Source organism: Collinsella sp. AM43-1, assembly GCF_003467925.1.
In the GTDB taxonomy this organism is placed as follows: domain Bacteria; phylum Actinomycetota; class Coriobacteriia; order Coriobacteriales; family Coriobacteriaceae; genus Collinsella.
Map to the genome: position 1 here is coordinate 53,738 of NZ_QSFR01000006.1, position 18,667 is coordinate 72,404.

The 18,667-nt window shown below is 59.0% G+C and carries 14 protein-coding genes; 3 read left to right on the forward strand and 11 right to left on the reverse strand.

Annotated elements, in window-relative coordinates:
- Positions 1-38: 38 nt before the first annotated feature.
- The 6 genes from pyrF to pyrR all read right to left on the reverse strand — a co-directional run bounded on the left by pyrF (position 39) and on the right by pyrR (position 5,362).
- Entirely contained in the window at positions 39-755 is a 717-nt protein-coding gene (gene pyrF / locus DW925_RS03950; RefSeq protein WP_117583213.1) for an orotidine-5'-phosphate decarboxylase, read from the reverse strand.
- A complete protein-coding gene (locus DW925_RS03955) occupies positions 749-1,657 on the reverse strand; it encodes a dihydroorotate dehydrogenase (protein WP_199408852.1) in 909 nt (302 codons plus the stop codon). Before DW925_RS03955 ends, pyrF begins: the two co-directional genes overlap by 7 nt.
- A 14-nt stretch (positions 1,658-1,671) precedes the next feature.
- Positions 1,672-2,439, reverse strand: coding sequence for a dihydroorotate dehydrogenase electron transfer subunit (locus DW925_RS03960; protein WP_117583280.1), 768 nt, complete (start codon positions 2,437-2,439; stop codon positions 1,672-1,674).
- A 116-nt stretch (positions 2,440-2,555) separates the two neighbouring features.
- Positions 2,556-3,845, reverse strand: coding sequence for a dihydroorotase (locus tag DW925_RS03965; RefSeq protein WP_117583215.1), 1,290 nt, complete (start codon positions 3,843-3,845; stop codon positions 2,556-2,558).
- Complete coding sequence (locus DW925_RS03970; RefSeq protein WP_035138537.1) at positions 3,829-4,773, reverse strand: aspartate carbamoyltransferase catalytic subunit; 945 nt, start codon at positions 4,771-4,773, stop codon at positions 3,829-3,831. The genes DW925_RS03965 and DW925_RS03970 overlap by 17 nt, the downstream gene beginning before the upstream one ends.
- Positions 4,774-4,777: 4 nt before the next feature.
- A complete protein-coding gene (pyrR, locus tag DW925_RS03975; RefSeq protein ID WP_117583216.1) occupies positions 4,778-5,362 on the reverse strand; it encodes a bifunctional pyr operon transcriptional regulator/uracil phosphoribosyltransferase PyrR in 585 nt (194 codons plus the stop codon).
- A gap of 451 nt (positions 5,363-5,813) precedes the next feature.
- Here pyrR and rpmB point away from each other — a divergent pair, with 451 nt between their 5' ends.
- Entirely contained in the window at positions 5,814-6,002 is a 189-nt protein-coding gene (gene rpmB, locus DW925_RS03980; RefSeq protein ID WP_117790402.1) for a 50S ribosomal protein L28, read from the forward strand.
- Between the two features lie 176 nt (positions 6,003-6,178).
- Here rpmB and DW925_RS03985 read toward each other — a convergent pair whose 3' ends face one another.
- Positions 6,179-6,892, reverse strand: a complete 714-nt coding sequence (locus DW925_RS03985; protein WP_199408851.1) for an IS3 family transposase — start codon at positions 6,890-6,892, stop codon at positions 6,179-6,181.
- 303 nt (positions 6,893-7,195) lie between these two features.
- Complete coding sequence (locus DW925_RS03990; protein WP_158565736.1) at positions 7,196-10,201, reverse strand: InlB B-repeat-containing protein; 3,006 nt, start codon at positions 10,199-10,201, stop codon at positions 7,196-7,198.
- 586 nt (positions 10,202-10,787) lie between these two features.
- Here DW925_RS03990 and adhE point away from each other — a divergent pair.
- The gene (gene adhE, locus DW925_RS03995) at positions 10,788-13,436 is read left to right on the forward strand and encodes a bifunctional acetaldehyde-CoA/alcohol dehydrogenase (RefSeq protein ID WP_055250041.1); all 2,649 of its coding nucleotides are present in this window, start codon (positions 10,788-10,790) and stop codon (positions 13,434-13,436) included.
- A gap of 88 nt (positions 13,437-13,524) precedes the next feature.
- Positions 13,525-14,289, forward strand: coding sequence for an aminoglycoside phosphotransferase family protein (locus tag DW925_RS04000; protein WP_006236119.1), 765 nt, complete (start codon positions 13,525-13,527; stop codon positions 14,287-14,289).
- A gap of 179 nt (positions 14,290-14,468) precedes the next feature.
- On the opposite strand, the gene DW925_RS04005 is transcribed toward DW925_RS04000, so the two are convergent.
- The 3 genes from DW925_RS04005 to DW925_RS04015 are packed head-to-tail and all read right to left on the reverse strand — an operon-like array spanning position 14,469 to position 18,648.
- The gene (locus DW925_RS04005; RefSeq protein ID WP_233540225.1) at positions 14,469-16,190 is read right to left on the reverse strand and encodes a proline--tRNA ligase; all 1,722 of its coding nucleotides are present in this window, start codon (positions 16,188-16,190) and stop codon (positions 14,469-14,471) included.
- Entirely contained in the window at positions 16,191-17,273 is a 1,083-nt protein-coding gene (ispG, locus tag DW925_RS04010) for a flavodoxin-dependent (E)-4-hydroxy-3-methylbut-2-enyl-diphosphate synthase (protein ID WP_117790404.1), read from the reverse strand. It lies immediately after the preceding gene.
- A 13-nt stretch (positions 17,274-17,286) separates the two neighbouring features.
- Positions 17,287-18,648, reverse strand: coding sequence for an RIP metalloprotease (locus tag DW925_RS04015; RefSeq protein WP_117629176.1), 1,362 nt, complete (start codon positions 18,646-18,648; stop codon positions 17,287-17,289).
- Positions 18,649-18,667 lie beyond the last annotated feature (19 nt).

Genomic DNA, 18,667 nt, shown 5'->3' on the forward strand with positions numbered 1-18,667 from the left:
GCTAATGAGACCCAAAAGTGGTGACTTAGGGGAATCTTTTACGCGACGTTTTCGACCAGCTCGGCGACGATGGCGTCAAAGGCGGCAACCGGATCGTCGGCACCGGTGATGGGACGGCCCACCACAATGTGGCTTGCGCCACGCTCGATAGCCTGGGAAGGCGTCGCCACGCGGGACTGGTCACCAAGGGCGGCACCCACCGGACGCACACCCGGAGTCACGATCAGGGCATCAGGACCCAGCAGCTCACGCATGTCGTGAGCCTCCATCGGCGAGCACACGATGCCGTCGATGCCGTTGGTCTGGGCAAGCTTTGCCAGACGGGCGGCTTCCTCGGCCACGGGAGACTCGACGCCGATCTCGCTCAAGGCATCCTGATTCATACTCGTGAGCACGGTAATGGCGACGAGCTTGGCGCGGTCCTCGCGCGCCTCCTCGGCACCCTCACGGCACGCGGCGAGCATAGCGCCCGAACCCAAGCCGTGGACCGAGAGCAGGTCGGCACCGGCAAGCGAGGCCGAACGGGCGGCACCGCGCACCTGATGCGGAATGTCATGGAACTTAAGGTCGAGGAAGACCTTGAAGCCCAAGTCCTTGAACGTCTTGACGATCTCGGGACCCTCGGCGTAATAGAGCGTCATGCCCACCTTGAGCCAGACGGCGTGGCCCGAAAGCTCATGGGCGAGCTCGAGCGCACGCTCACGATCGCAGTCGAGGGCGACGATAACACGGTCGCGGGCATCATTCTCTAGCATTCGAAAGCACCTACCAGCTCGTTGATATCCTTCACGCCCTGGGACTCTGCCCAAGCCTCGAGCTCGCGCGCGATCTTAATCGAAGCGCACGGATCGACAAAGTTGGCCATACCGACCGACACGCAGGTGGCGCCGGCCAGGATAAACTCGGCAGCATCCTCGCCGGTCATGACACCGCCGACGCCGTTGATGGGGATATCGACGGCCTGAGCGACCTCCCAGACCATGCGAACGGCGATGTGGTGGCACAGCGGGCCCGAAAGGCCGCCCTTGGGCTTGGCAACACGGGACTTGCGGGTGTGCACGTCAATGGCCATGCCCTGGATGGAATTGATGACCGAAAGGCCGTCGGCGCCGGCAGCCTCGAGAGCCTTGGCAATCTCGGCGACATTAACCGGAGCCATCTTTACGAACAGCGGCTTATCGGTCACCTTGCGGCAGGCAGCCATAACGGAAGAGGCGCCCTCGGGCGTGGAGCCCATGGCGGCACCGCCGGCGGCGATATTAGGGCAGCTCACGTTGATCTCGTAGCCGGCAGCCCAGGGGCACAGCTCGACATACATCTCGAGCGCGCGGACAAACTCGTCAACGGAGTGGCCGGCAACCTGACAGATGACCTGGCAGCCGTCCTTGGACAGCTGTTCGAGCCACGGACCGGACTCGCGGGCAAAGGCGGCCACGCCGGGGTTCTGAAGGCCCACGGAGTTGATCATACCGCCGGGAATTTCGGCCATGCGGGGCGCGGGGTTGCCGGGCCAGGGCTCGGCAGCGCAACCCTTGGTGGTGATGGCGCCCAGCTGGGAAACATCAAAGAAGTTCTGGAACTGCCAACCGTAGCCAAAGGTACCGGCTGCGGTGTTGATGGGGTTCTGCATCTTGACGCCGCCGAAATCGACGGCCATGTTAACGGTACCCACTAGAAGACCACCACCTTGGAAGCATCGAACACGGGGCCGCACATGCAAGCACCCTTCATACCGTCGACCGTCTCGACATTGCAGGTGTTGCAGGCGCCAAAGCCACAGCTCATCATGCGCTCGAGGGACACCTCGCAGTACGCACCGGCCTCGGCGGCAGCGGCGGCGACTTTCTTCATCATGACAGCGGGGCCGCAGCTGGCGACGTAGTCGTAGCCGCCCTCGCCAAGCAGCTCAGCGGCAGGATCGGTGCAAAAACCGTGCGTGCCGAGCGAGCCGTCGTCGGTGCACACGTTGACCGTATCGCACAGCGCGCGGAACTCATCGACTCCCACGGCCTTGGACGCGGTGCCAAAACCCAGGCACACGTCGACGGCCACACCCTGCTCGACGAGCATGCCGGCAAGGCACAGCACGGGCGGAACACCGATGCCGCCCGCAACGAGCAGCGCCTTCCTGGTGCCCTCGGGCACAAGCCAGCCGCGGCCGCCAGGGCCCAGCAGATTAGAGGTGGAACCGGGGGCCATCTGCGACAGACGACGGGTGTCATCGCCCACGACGGCGTACCACAGCTCGACGGTGCCGGTCTGGGCGTCGGCGCGATAGAAGCTCAGGGGCACGCGAAGCAGCGAGGACGCATCGCCGGGCACGGCAATGTTCACAAACTGGCCGGGCTTGAGCGCACTTGCAAGCTTGGGGGCCGAGATAACGAGCGAGAAGATACCGTCGGCGATCTCCTGGTTCGAGACGACCTCGAAGTCGTGCATGCGTGCAGTGGAAGGTGTGGGCATAGACGCTCCAATCCCCCATGCGGTTGCATGGTTCAGGCGAACAGAAAGCGCGGCACCGCAAGGGCACCGCGCACAAAAGCGATAAGGCTATGCTAGCAGATGCAGCCGTCGGCGAGCGTCTGCTTGCCGCCGACAAACACATCGGTGGCACGACCGGTGAGCGTGCGGCCGGCAAAACCGGAGTTCTCGGCACGCGACTCGTAACCGTCCTCGCCGACCGTCCAGGTAGCAGCGGGATCGAACACGGTCAGGTCGGCAACGGAGCCCGCCTTGACCTGAACCTGGTCGAGGCCCAGGATCTCACGAGGCTTGATGGCCATGAGCTCGACCATGCGACCCATGCTCATCTTGCCCGTGTTGACCAGCTCGGTGAGCACGAGCGACAGCGAAGTCTCGAGGCCGATCATGCCGAAGGGCGCAAGCTCGAACTCGCGGGCCTTCTCCCACGGGGTGTGGGGAGCGTGATCGGTGACGATAGCGTCGACGGTACCGTCGATGACGCCCTGGCGAATGGCCTCGGCGTCCGCCTCGGTACGCAGCGGCGGGTTGACCTTGAGCGAGGTGTTGTAGGTCTCGTCCAGGTCGTTCTCGGTCAGGAACATGTGATGCGGCGTGGCCTCGCAGGTAACCTGAACGCCAGCGGCCTTGCCGGCACGCACGAGCTCCAGGCCATGGGCGGTGGAGATATGCTGGATGTGTAGTTTGGCGCCGGTCAGCTTGGCGATCTCGATGTCGCGGGCGATCTGAAGCTCCTCGCCGGCAGCCGGCCAACCCTCGAGGGCCAGACGGGTCGAGACCCTGCCCTCGTTGATCTGGCCGTGACCGACCAGGTCCTCGTCCTGGCAATGGCTCATGAAGACCTTGCCGAATATCTTGCCGTAGTCCATGCAGCGACGGAGCATGCCCGCGCCCTGCACGCCGCGACCGTCGTCGGTGAAGGCGACGGCGCCGTGGGCGACCATATCGCCCATCTCGGACATAGCCTCGCCCTTAAGACCGCGGGTCATGGCGCCCGACGGATAGACGCGGCAGTGACCGACCTCGGCAGCACGGGACTTGACGAACTCCACGACGGTGCCGTTATCGGTGACGGGATCGGTGTTGGGCATGGAGCACACGCCGGTAAAGCCGCCCTTGGCAGCTGCGCGGGTGCCGCTCTCGATGTCCTCTTTGACCTCGTAGCCGGGCTCGCGAAGGTGAACGTGCATATCAACCAGGCCGGGGACGAGGTACTTGCCGGAAAGGTCGCGGACCTCGGCTCCCTCGACGGCGAGATTCTCGCCGACCTCGGCGATCTTGTCGCCGTCAATCAGGACGTCAACGACACCGTCAAGCTCGACGGACGGGTCGACGACGTGGGCATTCTTAAGAAGCAAGGCCATTATCGGCACCTCCAAGCAGCAGATACAGGATAGCCATACGCACGCAGATACCGGCGTAGACCTGCTCCAGGATGACGGAGCGTTGCGGGTGGTCGGCCATATAGGAGTCGAACTCGACGCCGCGGTTGATGGGGCCCGGGTGACAGATGATCGCATCGGGCTTCATGAGCTTCTCGCGGTCCTTGGTCAGACCGAAGAGCTTGTGGTACTCGCGAATGGTCGGGAACGGTGCACCCTCGAGGCGCTCCTGCTGCACGCGAAGCATGTAGACGACGTCCAGCTCGGGCAGGACGGAATCGAGGTCGCTCGTCACGTGGTCGCAGCCCAAGACCTCGGGCGCCGGCGGCAGCAGCGTGCCGGGGGCGACAGCGTAGGTCTCGCAGCCCATGATCTTAAGAGCGGGGATCAGCGAGCCGCAGACGCGGGAGTGCGCGATATCGCCGACGACGGCGACCTTCAGACCGTGGAAGTCACCCTTGTGCTCCCAGATGGTGTACAGGTCGAGCAGGGCCTGCGTGGGGTGGTTATGCTTACCGTCACCGGCGCAGATGACGCTCGCGGGCGAGTTCTGCGTGACGATGTAGGGAGCGCCGGCGTGCTTATCGCGCACGACAATGCAGTCGATCTTATAGGCGTTGAGGGTCTCGACGGTATCGACGAGGCTCTCGCCCTTGACCGTGGAGGTCGAGGAGCCGCCGAAGTTGAGGCTGTCGGCCGAAAGACGCTTCTCGGCGAGCTCGAAGGAGCTGCGGGTACGCGTCGAGGGCTCGTTGAACATGTTGACGATGGTCTTACCCTTGAGCGTGGGGACCTTCTTGATGGCACGCTCGTTGACCTCGGAGAACGCCTTGGCGGTCTCGAGGATGAGCTTGATGTCCTCTTCGGAGTACTCGGTAATGTCGATCAGGTGCTTATGATTGAACGCCACGGTACTACTCACCTCCCAGCGGCGCGGAGCCCACGTGGGAACCCGGCGCGACGTCGTTGATCTCGACAGCGGTACGGCCGTCGACTTCCTTCATATATAGGTGCACGTTCTCCTCGTGCGACGAGGGAACGTTCTTGCCGACAAAGTCCGGCGAGATAGGGAGCTCGCGGTGACCGCGGTCAACGAGAACTGCCAGCTCGACTCGGCTCGGACGGCCCAGGTCCATAACGGCGTCCAGAGCGGCGCGGATGGTGCGACCCGTGTACAGGATGTCGTCCACCAGCACGACGCGCTTGCCGTCGACGCTGAAGGGAATGTTGGTAGCGTGGATCGCGGGAGCGAAATTGGTCGCATAGTCATCGCGGTAGAAGCTGATGTCGAGGCTGCCGAGCGGAACGTCGACGCCCTCGATCTCCTTGATCTCCTCGGCGAGCTTCTTTGCCAGAAGGTCGCCGCGCGTGACGATACCGACCAGAGCGAGGTCTTCACAGCCCTCGTTGCGCTCGAGGATCTCGTGCGCGATGCGGGTCATCGCTCGGTTGACGGCGGTCTCGTCCATGATGACCGCCTTGGGGGAAGTCGTGCCCATCGATCTCCTTCCTCACATGTCTTGACTGCTGACACAGTCAAAAAAATAGATGCCCGACCGCTCAAAGCGGACCAGACACCCACAGGAAGGGCTGCTCTTTGGCAGCAATGTAATTCCATGTGGGTATCTCGTACCCCTTTAATGGTCAAGGGATAGTGTAGCCAACCTCGAGCTTAATTGCGAGCATAAATACAGAGCAATCCGTAAACGGGCGCAGGCGCTCCATAAACCTATATATATTTGTGGGACGAGCTTGAAAACGCACGCACGAGCTGGCATAATCCCCTCTGCTGCACGCAAATCGGATCTACGTCCAGGGCCGTAGCGTGAGCACTATCGCCAAAAGAGGAATATCTCTGTGTAGATTGCGCACAGGGAGCGACTTCTGTGCTATAGTTCAGGCTTGTTTGTTAACGCGACATGTTCGTTTGTCGCCCAAGGAGGGTCAGTTATGTCCAAAGTTTGCGAAGTTTGCGGTAAGCAACCCGTTGCCGGTCGCTCCATCAGCCACTCTCACCGCGTCACCAACCGTAAGTTCCGCCCCAACATCCAGCGCGTCTACGTCGTCGTCGATGGTCACCGTCGCAAGATGAACGTTTGCTCCACCTGCCTCAAGTCCGGCAAGGTTGCGCGCTCCTAAATAAGGTCTTACCAACAAGTACCTCGGACTCTCCGGGTCAAAGACCTCGCGTTCACATAGAACTATAAGAAACCGCTTTCTTTTGAGGAGGCGGTTTCTTTTTCTATCTATCCAGGAATGCAAAACCAGAGCGAAAAATGAAATGCGTCCCAAATCTTGGACGCCCTAAATAGCGACTAGGCCGCGAGGGCCTGATTCCGGAACTCCTCCGGGGTCAGGCCCTTCAATCTTACCTGCCTCCGGCTCGTGTTCCAGTGGACTATGTATTCCTCCAGGTCGCGTTTGAAATCCTCGAACGTCTCCCACTCGCGGCCCCGGTAGAACTCGTCCTTGACGTGGCCGAAGAGCTGCTCGGTGGCGGCGTTGTCGATGCAGTTCGCCTTCCTGGACATGCTCTGGACGATGCCTGCGGCCTCGAGCCTGGATGTGTACGAGGCGTGCTGGTACTGCCAGCCCCGGTCCGAGTGCATGGTCGGGGCGGCGCCCTCGGGGATCTTGGACAGCAGCTCGTCGAGCATCCTGACCTGCTGGGCCATGTCGGGCGTGGTCGATATGTCGCTCGCCACAATCTCCTTGGTGCAGAAGTCCAGCGTCGGGGCCCAGTAGGCCTTGCCGCCCGCCACCTTGAACTCGGTGACGTCCGTTCCCAGCTTCCGCCACGGGGCCCCGGCGTCGAAATCCCTCGCGATCACGTTCTCGAACGTCCTGCCGACGACGCCCCTGTACGAGTTGTACCTGTGGTAGGCCGTCTCGCGTCTGATACCGCAGCGAATCCACATCTCGCGCATCATCTCGAGCACGGTCTTGTCGGCTATCACGGCCCCCTCTTCCGCCCTGAGGCACATCGCTATCTGCCGGTGCCCGCAGCCGTTGGCAGTGCGCGAGAAGATCTCGGCGACCGCCGGCGGCCTTCTGCTCGTATGTGTACCTGCCCTGCTTTCCGTCCATGCGCAGCAGCACCTCGCTCCCGAATGCGCGGTATATCTCCTGCCATCTTCTCACGGCTTCCGCGGGAAGCGAAAGGGCGATCGCGGCAGATTTATACCCGTGCCCGAGCTCGAAGAGCCCTATGGCCGCCTTCCTGGCCTCGATATCATGCTTCACTCTCAAATCAACGCGCATAAAGAAAGCCTCCCATTTCTCATGTCCAAGAAATGGGAGGCAGTTCATTCAAAGCCATGGCAGGCCATTACTTATTTATCGTTCCGCCTCTTCTTGCGGTTGTATTCGAGCAGCAAACCTAAAGAAGTCAAAGCAGATCCGGCAACTGCCAGCGGAAGAACCGGCAGCAGTCTCTCCCCTGTCGAAGCCAGGGCACCCGGCTCGGTGGTCTTGGTCTGGGAGGCGGGGTCGGCCTTGGTCTCGCCGCCGTTCTCGTCGAAGGTCACGGTGACGTCGCGGGGCACCCACTTCCACTGGGCGTAGACGGTCGTGGACCTGGAGACCTCGGTCTTGTCGGTGAACTGATCGCCCGAGCCGTCCCTCTCGGTGTTCCAGCCGTCGAACGCCCAGCCCTTGCGGGTCGGGGCGGTCTTGGGCAGCGCGAAGGTGAACGAGGTCTTGCCCGGCTCGGTGGTCTTGGTCTGGGAGGCGGGGTCGGCCTTGGTCTCGCCGCCGTTCTCGTCGAAGGTCACGGTGACGTCGCGGGGCACCCACTTCCACTGGGCGTAGACGGTCGTGGACCTGGAGACCTCGGTCTTGTCGGTGAACTGATCGCCCGAGCCGTCCCTCTCGGTGTTCCAGCCGTCGAACGCCCAGCCCTTGCGGGTCGGGGCGGTCTTGGGCAGCGCGAAGGTGTAACTGTCCTTATCTGCAGTCTTATCTTGCAAAAACTTTTGAGGATAAGCAGGATCGTATGCGCCATTATCATCAAAAGTCAGCGATAACTTTGCTGCGACCTGCCACATGTGAAAATCATCAGTACCGTCGGCATCCCTGAAGCGCTTAAGGTAATAGCCCTCACCAACCGCATCCTCGTTGCCAAGAATAAAAGTGCTTTGCTTAGGTGCATCACCACTAGCTTTGGAGAGTACGTAGTTATCTCCGAGTGACGGCAGTTTCAAATTCTGCCAATTGTTCGGATCCACCGTATTAACAGTAGTCTTCCCTGACGATTCCCCTTTTACAATAAGGGGAATGTCGCCGCCATCATCCGTGCCATCATAGTTATTAGTGACAGCTGGCAGTCTAATTTCAGCGTCATCGCCACGGTAATTTCCTTGGAATAATGCGGGTGCCATTAAGGCAAGTGTGCCCTTATTAATAACGGCACCTTTCAAATTACTTGAACCGTGATCGATGAGAATGCCCTTACTGCCAATAGAGGTGGTTCCCTTAACGAAAATATCGTTATAGTTTTTCGCAGTATTGTATTGTTGCTCCCAAGTACCATTGATATCGACATAACCATATACGTAGGCTTGAGAGCCAGCTGTCGTCAAAACGCTGCCCTCATCTACCCGAAGGCCATTGTCTTCAATTAATTCATAGCTAGAAGCATTGTTGCAACCAAATTTGGTCGTTACATTTGTATTCGATTGACCAGTAATAGCGATCTTATTTACAGAAGAAATCGTACCGGCCGTAATTTCGGAGTTATCAGTAACATTCAATGCAGATGCGTACTTAATATAAGGAATCTCAGCCACAGTCCCTGCAATATTGATTGTGGGAGAAGAAGACCCCTTGGGAAGCCCATAGTACACACCCGTAACGCCCGTAGCTATTTCCGGTCGTCCAGCAATATTAATGAAGGAACCGTCAGAAATCGATACATTCTTGTTCGAAGTCAACGAAACGTAGCCAACACTGCCGCTATTCAGACTGATAGATAGCTTTCCTCTAGCCTTTACGCTCGATCCCTCATCCGACGAATTGGTCAGGTCGTTCTCGCAGAAAACATACCCATGAGAATCGCCCGCTTCATCCCTCAGCTCAACACCAGAAGCGTTCACGGCGATATCACCGTTTACAGCACTCCACTCTGCTCCATAAATAGAGCCAACATGGGAGCCGTGGACATTAACGGTAATAGATCCGCCAACGTTCGCTTTCTTCGAACCTTCAATAAAAGGGACATCATTGGGTATCGATCCACCTTTATCCCAGCCCCAAACATTCTCGTAAGCATCGATAACGACATCGCCATCGACCTCATAAACTCCATCTGGGAGCATTTGTCCTGCGCCAATTATTGGCCAATTGCTATTAAGACGAAGCATTTTGTCGGTGTTTTCATAAGTACTGCTGCCCGCAATAATATGAATGTTGCCTTTAATAGGCGCAGGGTCACCAAAATGACCGCAAATTTCATTTACCCGACCCGAGCGAACATCAAGCGTCACGTTGCCGCGCATCTCGCAACCGTAAGTGCCTTCGATAGCAGGAGAAACTTCGGAGTTGGCATTGTCGTAAACAAGCGTGGCGTTACCACCTACATAAACAGCAGGAAAGCCGTTTCCATCGCCGCTCGACCCATCGCCGCGCATGCAACCGGGATTAACGTGATTACCGCTAGCCATGCGAAGGTTACCGCTGATCTCAAGATAGGTGTCATGCTCGACGGACCCTTGATATGAACCACCGATGACGTCATGAAGGCCAGCGCCACTACCAGGATTGATATATCCAGACGCGGCTATCACCACATGTGTGTGATCGACAGTCGACCTATAGCCACCGCCATAAAGTGTTTCAGAGAGGTTGAGCTCGCAGTTACGAGTGAAAACGGTATCGAAACCATTGCAATAGAATTTTCCTGAACCAACCACTTCGACGTTGTCAAAAGTACAAGATCCGGAAAGCATGGCACGGTTGGAGAAGTGCAAGGTTGCGCGATTATCACCGTCACTCGTCACGGTAATCTTCTTGTTAGCAACGCCGAAAGTCGAAACGTAATCTTGGGTCGGCACCACAAAAGACGAGCCGCCTTTTAGGACAAGTCTGATCTCCGATAAATTATCGGAGGCGATTTTATTCAGCGCATCCTCAAATGTTGATTGATCATTAACTTGATAAACACCAGATTCTGCTGCATCAGAATTCGATTCATCAGATGTTTCATTCACATTCACATCGTTTGACTGCTTATCCGAGACATCAGATTCAGGTTTTTGATCATCACTTGAAACCGTATTGTCGTTAGACGAAGCCTCGACCGCCCCCCCCCCTTGACCCAGAATCACTATCAGCAGATTCATTAGACAGATTCTCCGAAGTCGTGTTTTGCTGAGGGTCATTATTCACTATTACGTCAGCAAATACGCTCGTAGGAATCGTATTAAACACGAACAAAAAAGAGACGAGCCAAACGAGAGCTCGCCTGCAGCGTGGCAATCTCACAAACCGCCCTTTCTACTCAACTGACATGAACCGGTAAAGGGCGACAAAATACCCAGAGGCAAAGGCATATATTTCACTCTTACTGAATGTACTGTCTGGCACATTGGTTTTAGTTTAATACCAGTGTTTTGTCTGACAAGAGAACGCGTTTATTGCCATGAAATAGAAACGACCAAAAATTAGTGTCACGACCAGCCAGAATTGATCGATGTGCATTAATTTCCTAAGACCTAATGAACAAACAATGAACAAACTCCACACCATAGCCATGGGGAAACTAGGAATTCGCCCGGAGAAGACGTTCGGCTTTTAGTTAAATAGTTAAAACGCTTCAGTTTATTGAAGCGTTTTAGTGTGCCTTTTACAGGAATCTTACCACTCACCGAATTATTTATTGCTATCATGCAAGACGTAGGGTAAATCTCCGATCGCAAGGAGACACAAATGGTGAAAAAGTCACCGGAAAACACTACTCCCGCAATTGTGGACAACGTAGAGGCGCTTGAGGCTAAGCTCGCTCAGATGCGAGAGGCCCAGGCGCTTTTTGCTACGTACACGCAGGAGCAGGTCGACAAGATCTTCTATGAGGCCGCCATGGCCGCCAACAAGGCTCGTATCCCGTTGGCGAAGATGGCCATCGAGGAGACCGGCCGCGGCGTTCTTGAGGACAAGGTCATCAAGAACCACTACGCCGCAGAGTACATCTACAACGCTTACAAGAACACCAAGACCTGTGGTGTCCTGGAGCGCGACGAGGCCTACGGCATCACCAAGATCGCCGAGCCCATCGGCATCGTGGGCGCCGTCATCCCGACGACCAACCCCACCTCCACTGCGATCTTCAAGACGCTGATCAGCCTGAAGACCCGCAACGCCATCATCATCTCCCCGCACCCGGCTGCCGCCAAGTGCACCATCGCCGCCGCTAAGCTCGTGCTTGACGCCGCCGTCAAGGCCGGTGCCCCCGAGGGCATCATCGGCTGGGTCGATGTCCCCTCCATCGAGCTGACCAACATGGTCATGCGCGACGTCGACATCATCCTCGCCACCGGTGGCCCGGGCATGGTCAAGGCCGCCTACTCCTCGGGCAAGCCCGCCTTGGGCGTTGGCGCCGGTAACACCCCGGTCGTCATCGACGACACCGCCGACGTGCTGCTCGCCGTCAACTCCATCATCCACTCCAAGACCTTCGACAACGGCATGATCTGCGCTTCCGAGCAGTCCGTGACCGTCATCGACACCATCTATGACCAGGTTAAGGCCGAGTTCCAGAAGCGCGGCTGCTACTTCGTCAAGCAGGGTGCCGAGATGGAGGCCCTGCGTGCCGCCATGTTCAAGAACGGCGCCCTCGATCACCGCATTCCCGGCATGGCTGCCGCCAAGATCGCCGAGCTCGCCGGCATCGAGGTTCCCGCCAAGACCAAGATCCTGATCGCCGAGGTCACCTCCACCGACCCCGCCAAGGAAGAGTTCTCCCACGAGAAGCTCTCCCCGGTCCTGGCCATGTATCACGCCAAGGACTTCCAGGAGGCCGTCGACAAGGCCGAGCACCTGGTGCTCGCCGGTGGCCCGGGCCACACCGCCTCTCTGTACGTGCACCCCGCCCAGGCCGAGAAGATCAGTCTGTTCGAGCACGTCATGAAGGCCTGCCGTATCGTCATCAACACCCCGTCCTCGCACGGCGGCATCGGTGACCTGTACAACTTTGGCATGAAGCCGTCTCTGACCCTGGGCTGCGGCTCCTGGGGCGGCAACTCCGTCTCCGAGAACGTTGGGGTGAAGCACTTGATCAACGTTAAGACTGTGGCCGAGCGCCGTGAGAACATGCTGTGGTTCCGCGCTCCCGAGAAGGTCTACTTCAAGAAGGGTTCCACGCCCGTCGCCCTCGACGAGCTCGGTACCGTCATGGGCAAGAAGCGCGCCTTCATCGTCACCGACCAGTTCCTCTTCAAGAATGGTAACACCCGCGCCATCGAGGCCAAGCTCGACGAGATGGGCATCGCCCACGACTGCTTCTACGACGTCGAGCCCGATCCGTCGCTGCAGTGCGCACGTCGCGGCGCCAAGCAGATGGCTCTCTTTGAGCCGGACGTCATCATCGCCGTCGGCGGTGGCTCCGCTATGGACGCCGGCAAGATCATGTGGATGATGTACGAGCACCCCGAGTGCAAGTTTGAGGACATGGCCATGGACTTCATGGACATCCGCAAGCGTATCTTCACTTTCCCCGAGATGGGCAAGAAGGCCTACTTCGTCGCCGTCCCGACCTCTTCGGGTACCGGCTCCGAGTGCACGCCGTTCGCCATCATCACCGACAAGGAGACCGGCATCAAGTGGCCGCTCGCCGACTACGCGCTGCTCCCCAACATGGCTATCGTCGACGCCGACAACTGCATGACCGCCCCGCGCGGCCTGACCGCTGCCTCCGGCATCGACGTCATGACCCACGCCATCGAGTCCTACGTCTCCATCATGGCTTCCGACTACACCAAGGGCCTCTCCGAGCGCGCTGCTAAGCTCGTCTTCGAGAACCTGCCCTCCAGCTTCACGAACGGCGCCAAGGACCCGCATGCCCGCGAGGAGATGCACAACGCCTCTTGCATGGCCGGTATGGCCTTCGCCAACGCCTTCCTGGGCCTCAACCACTCCATGGCTCACAAGCTCGGCGCCTTCCATCACCTGCCCCACGGCCTCGCCAACGCCGTCATCCTGACCCGCGTTATGCGCTACAACGCCGCCGAGGCTCCCGTCAAGATGGGTACCTTCTCCCAGTATCCTTACCCCAACGCGCTGCACAACTACGCCGAGATGGCCAAGTACTGCGGCATCGAGGGCAAGGACGACAAGGAGGTCTTCGAGAACTTCATCACGAAGCTCGAGGAACTCAAGGACTTCATCGGTGTCAAGAAGACCATCGCCGACTACGGTGTTGACGAGCAGTACTTCCTCGACACCCTCGACGAGATGACCGAGCAGGCATTCAACGACCAGTGCACCGGCGCAAACCCGCGCTACCCGCTCATGAGCGAGATCAAGGAGCTCTACCTGGACGCCTACTACGGCCGCGAGCCTCAGGACTACGCCGTCTGCTAGTTTTAGCACGGTTTTTAACGGCGGGGGTGCACGGGTGTTTCACACACCCCCGCCGTCGCTTCTATCGCATCGTTGAAAGGATGCAACCATGCTGCTACCCGATTCCAAGACCGAGCTCGTCCGCCGTGGCAACAAGGTCGTTTACGACCTGGGCGACAAGATCGTCAAGGTCTTTAACGAGACCAAGCCTGTCTCCGACGTGTTCAACGAGGCTTTGAATCTTGCCCGCATCAATGAGTGCGGCATCCGCAGCCCCAAGGCTCTCGAGGTTTCCCAGCTCGAGAACGCCAACGGCTGGGCGCTCGTGACCGAGAAGGTTCCGGGCACCACCCTTGCCGAGAAGATGACTGCCGAGCCCCAGCGCTTTGGTGAGTATCTCGAGATGTTCGTCGACCTCCAGATCGAGATCCACGGCTACACCTCCCCGCTGCTCAACCGTCAGCGCGACAAGTTCGCCCGCATGATCGACAGCCTTGATCAGCTCAATGCCACCACGCGCTACAACCTTCAGGAGCGTCTGGACGGAATGACCAAGGAGTTCAAGGTCTGCCACGGCGACTTCAACCCCTCCAACGTCATCGTCGGCGACGACGGCCAGCTCTATGTGTGCGACTGGGCACACGCCACCCAGGGCTCCCCTGCTGCCGACGTTGCCACCACCTACCTGCTCTTCGCCCTCAACAGCAAGGATCAGGCTGAGGCCTACCTGGAGCTCTACTGCGACCGCGCCGACATGCCCATGCAGGTCGTGCGTCAGTGGACGAGCATCGTCGCCGCTTCCGAGCTCGCTCGTAAGCGCAACGTGAACGATGAGTTCCTGAAGAACTGGATCGACGTCGTCGATTATCAGTAATATCTGAGCGATTTATTTCGCATCGGAGGCACAAAGGGAAACCCCACAGCTCGAATGGGCTGTGGGGTTTTCCTTTTAGATATCGAGGATGCCACAAGATAAAAGGACGGCCCCACATCTCCCCGATCTGGAGAAATGCGGGGCCGTCCCGTATATCGAACTACAAGCGAAATCGTCGATTAACGGCGGGCCGCCTTAACAAGCTCAGCAACCTTGGCGACGACCTCGTCGATCGCCACGTCCTCACGCTCGCCCGTGGCACGGTCCTTGAGCTCCACAGTACCATTCTTGAGGCCACGCTTACCCAGAACGACCTGATACGGGAAGCCCATGAGGTCGTTATCGGCAAACTTAAAGCCGGGACGCTCGTCACGGTCATCGACGACAACCTCGATACCCTCGGCGCACAGGCCCTCGACGATTTGGTCGCAAACGTTAGCGCACTCCTCCTTCTTGGGATCGAGCGGAATCACCGCGACCTCGTACGGGGCAACGGAGACCGGCCAGACGATGCCGTGTTCGTCGTTGTGCTGCTCCACGACGGCAGCAAGCGAGCGGGACACACCAACGCCGTAGCAACCCATGATGAGCGGCTTCTCCTTGCCGTCCTCGTCCATAAAGGTGGCACCCATGGCCTCGGAGTACTTGGTGCCCAGCTGGAACACCTGAGAGACCTCGATGCCGCGGGCAGCAGAGAGCGGCTTGCCGCAGTGCGGGCAGGGATCGCCGGCAACGACGGTGACCAGATCTGCCCACTCATCGACGGTAAAGTCGCGCTCGGGGCAGGCACCGGTAAAGTGATAATCGACCTCGTTGGCACCGCAGGCCCACTGCTTGGACTCGCGCAGGCTCTCGTCGCACACCAGACGGATGCCCTCGGGCAAGTTAACCGGTCCGATAAAGCCCTTGTGCAGACCGTAGGTCTGGAGCTCCTCGTCGGTCATCATGCGATAGCCCTTGCCAAAGACATGCTCTGCCTTGCAATCGTTGAGCTCGTGGTCACCCGGGACAATGGCCACGACGGGCTTGCCCTCGGCGTCGATGAGTGCCAGAGACTTGCGCGTACCGTTCTCGGGGAAGCCAAAGAACTTGGCGACGGCCTCAATGGTACCCATACCCGGAGTCTCGACCTTGGTGAGCGTGCCGTCGCCGGGGCCCTCGGTCACAACGACCTTGGTGCTTGCCGCCTCGTCATCGGCAGCAAAGCCGCAATCGTCGCAGTAGACGAGCGAGGCCTCGCCGGCGTCAGCCAGAGCCATGTACTCGACGGAGGTGTCGCCGCCGATCTCGCCGGAGTCGGCGACAACGGGCAGAGCCTTGATGTAGCAGCGCTCGCAGATGTTGGCGTAGGCCTGCTTCATCTTGTCATACTCCTCCTGCAGGCTCTCCTGCGTGGCAGAGAAGCTGTAGGCGTCCTTCATGATGAACTCGCGGCCGCGCATCAGGCCAAAGCGGGGACGGAACTCATCGCGGAACTTGTCCTGAATGTGGTACAGATTGACAGGCAGCTGCTTGTAGGAACGCAGCTCATTGCGCACCAGGGCCGTGACGGTCTCCTCGTGGGTGGGGCCCAGCACGAACTCGCGACCATGACGGTCGTCAAAGCGCACAAGCTCCTTGCCATAGGCATCGATACGGCCGGACTCACGCCACAGCTCGGCGTCGACCATAATGGGCATCATGAGCTCCTGAGCGCCCGCAGCGTCCATCTCGTCGCGCACGATGTTCTCGATCTTGCGAATCGAGCGCCAAGCAAGCGGCAGGTAGGAATACAGGCCGGCGGCCTCCTTGCGGATCATGCCGGCACGGAGCAGCAGGCGGTGACTGGCGAGCTCGGCGTCCGCCGGATCCTCTTTAAGCGTCGGCGCATAGAGCTTAGACATATACATTGCTCGGGTCATTTATTTCTCCTCAATAAGCTTGTCGACCTCGGCCATCAGCGCGTCGACAATTTGATCCTCAGCTACTTTACCAATGATCTGGCCATGCGAAAAGAGCAGGCCCTGACCACGTCCGCAGGCAACACCCAGGTCGGCGTCAGATGCCTCTCCGGGGCCGTTGACCGCACATCCCATCACGGCGATCGAAAGCGGCGCGGAATAGTTCTTAAGCCGCTCGGTGACCTCCTCGGCGATGGGAATAAGGTTAACCTGGCAGCGGGCGCACGTGGGGCACGAGACAATCTCGGGACCACGGCGACGCAGGCCCAGCGACTGTAGAATTCCCCAGGCGACCGGCGGCTCCTCAACCGGATCGGCCGTGAGCGACACACGCATGGTGTCGCCGATGCCTTCGGAAAGCAAGATACCCAAGCCTACAGAGCTCTTGATGGTGCCCTGAAGCTTGGTCCCCGCCTCCGTCACGCCCAGGTGGAGCGGAACATGCGGTATCTCGCGCGACAGGGCGCGATAGGTATCAAGCGTCGTCTGTACGCTATGGGCCTTGGCCGAAAGCACAATGTTCGTAAAGCCGCGATCCTCAAAGTGCTTGACGAAGCGCTCGCTCGACATCACGAGCTTTTCGGGCTGCGTGAGGTCGTCGCGCTCGGCAATATCTTGCTCAAGCGAGCCCGCGTTCACGCCAATGCGAATCGCGCAGCCCGCGGCACCCGCGGCATCGATGACAGCGTCAACCTTGGCCCAATCGCCGATATTGCCGGGGTTGATGCGCAGCTTAGAGGCACCAGCCTCGACAGCGCCAATGGCAAGCTTATGGTTAAAATGGATATCGGCGACGATTGGCACCGGAGACTCGGCACAAATCGTGCGAAAGCCCTCGAGCGCAGCCTCGGTAGGCACGCTCACGCGCACGATATCGCAGCCAGCCTGCGCCAACGCGCACACTTGCGCAAGCGTTGCCTGGGCATCAGCAGTATCGGTGCAGGTCATAGACTGAACCACGACCGGAGCGCCACCACCGATCTGCACGCCGCCCACATGCACGGGGCGCGTCAACTCGCGAGGCAAAGGATGGGATAAAGACAATCCAAACACTCCCCTACAGAATAAAACGAAGGATGTCGGAACGAAGCATATAGACAAACAGCAGTGCAAAGAGCGCGATGCCGACATAGCTGACGATTGTCTGCACTTTGAGCGGCAGCTCGCGGCCCGCAATCTTTTGAATGATCTCAATAAGCAGCTTGCCCCCATCGAGTGGTGGGATGGGCAGCAGGTTCATAAAGCCAAGCGAGAACGAAATGAGGGCGGCAAAGGAAAGGAACGTGGCAGGGCCGGCAGCAGCGGCCTGTGAGGACATAACGCTAATACCCACGATCGAAGAAGACTGATCGAGAATCTCCATCGTATGCTGCGGCTGGAGCAGGCGCAGCACGCCATCCGCTGTCTGCACGACATAGGAGAACGACAGGCGAGCCGACGTGATGGGGTCTAAACGGACCACCTGCGTAGAGGCATACACACCCAGGCGCTCGTCCTCTTTGAGCGCAACCGTGGTCGAATGCTGCTTGCCGTCACGCTCGTACTCGATGGCGATATCGTCCTTACCGGCAGCCTTGCCGATGGCATCGTAGACATCCATCCAAGTGGAACATGAGGCACCGTCAACCGAAAGGATCGCGTCACCGCCCTCGATACCCGCCTTGGCGGCAATAGACCCCTCGTCAACCTGACCGATCACGTTGGTATCCATCGGCACGGTGACACCCGCAATGGAATAGATGCTCATAAGGAGCAAAAAACCCGTCAAGATATTGACGATAATGCCCGCGAGCAGCATAAAGGCGCGCTTGAGAAAGCCTTGGCCAAGATAGGTGTGCGAGCGCTCTTGCGCAAGGAACTCGGCCTCGCCGCACGGCAGCTCCCACACATCGCCCTCGGCAGTCGCATGTTCGCGATCGAAACGGCGACCATCAAAGGTGGTATAGCCTGCCTTGTCTCGCGGCAACGTCTGATATTTGGTGGGATAGTAGCTCGGCGAGGGCTTCTCCCCTTCCTCATACCAGGGCGCGATGGAGCCCCAGCCCAGCAAAAGGGCGCATGCCTCGAGCACATCCTCCTCGGAAAGCTCGAGCTCGACAGCAAGGTCGGCCACGGTCACGCGACCATGACGATAGATAGCCGCGAGCACGCGGTCGGCGCACGAAACATCGGTCGGATCCATACCGCAGATGGCAGCGTAGCCACCCAGCAGCAGCGGGGTCACGCCAAACTTGGTTCCAATGCGACGCGACGTGTAATGGATGTCAAAGCGGCACGGCAGACCCAAAAAGAACTCGGTCACACGGACGCCGCAGGCACGCGCCGCCAAAAAGTGGCCACCCTCGTGCAAAAACACGAGGACGGAAAGCATCAGCAGGCCCCAAAAGACCGATGAGAGAACGCTCAGAACAGTATCCATAAAACGAAAAAGCAATCCT

Coding starts and splice junctions, on each gene's coding strand:
- DW925_RS04015 (WP_117629176.1), bottom strand. CDS start 18,648: ATGGATACTGTTCTGAGCGTTCTCTCATCGGTCTTTTGGGGCCTGCTG.
- pyrF (WP_117583213.1), bottom strand. CDS start 755: ATGCTAGAGAATGATGCCCGCGACCGTGTTATCGTCGCCCTCGACTGC.
- DW925_RS04000 (WP_006236119.1), top strand. CDS start 13,525: ATGCTGCTACCCGATTCCAAGACCGAGCTCGTCCGCCGTGGCAACAAG.
- DW925_RS04005 (WP_233540225.1), bottom strand. CDS start 16,190: ATGACCCGAGCAATGTATATGTCTAAGCTCTATGCGCCGACGCTTAAA.
- DW925_RS03990 (WP_158565736.1), bottom strand. CDS start 10,201: ATGAATCTGCTGATAGTGATTCTGGGTCAAGGGGGGGGGGCGGTCGAG.
- DW925_RS03960 (WP_117583280.1), bottom strand. CDS start 2,439: ATGCACGACTTCGAGGTCGTCTCGAACCAGGAGATCGCCGACGGTATC.
- DW925_RS03965 (WP_117583215.1), bottom strand. CDS start 3,845: ATGGCCTTGCTTCTTAAGAATGCCCACGTCGTCGACCCGTCCGTCGAG.
- adhE (WP_055250041.1), top strand. CDS start 10,788: ATGGTGAAAAAGTCACCGGAAAACACTACTCCCGCAATTGTGGACAAC.
- pyrR (WP_117583216.1), bottom strand. CDS start 5,362: ATGGGCACGACTTCCCCCAAGGCGGTCATCATGGACGAGACCGCCGTC.
- rpmB (WP_117790402.1), top strand. CDS start 5,814: ATGTCCAAAGTTTGCGAAGTTTGCGGTAAGCAACCCGTTGCCGGTCGC.
- DW925_RS03955 (WP_199408852.1), bottom strand. CDS start 1,657: ATGGCCGTCGATTTCGGCGGCGTCAAGATGCAGAACCCCATCAACACC.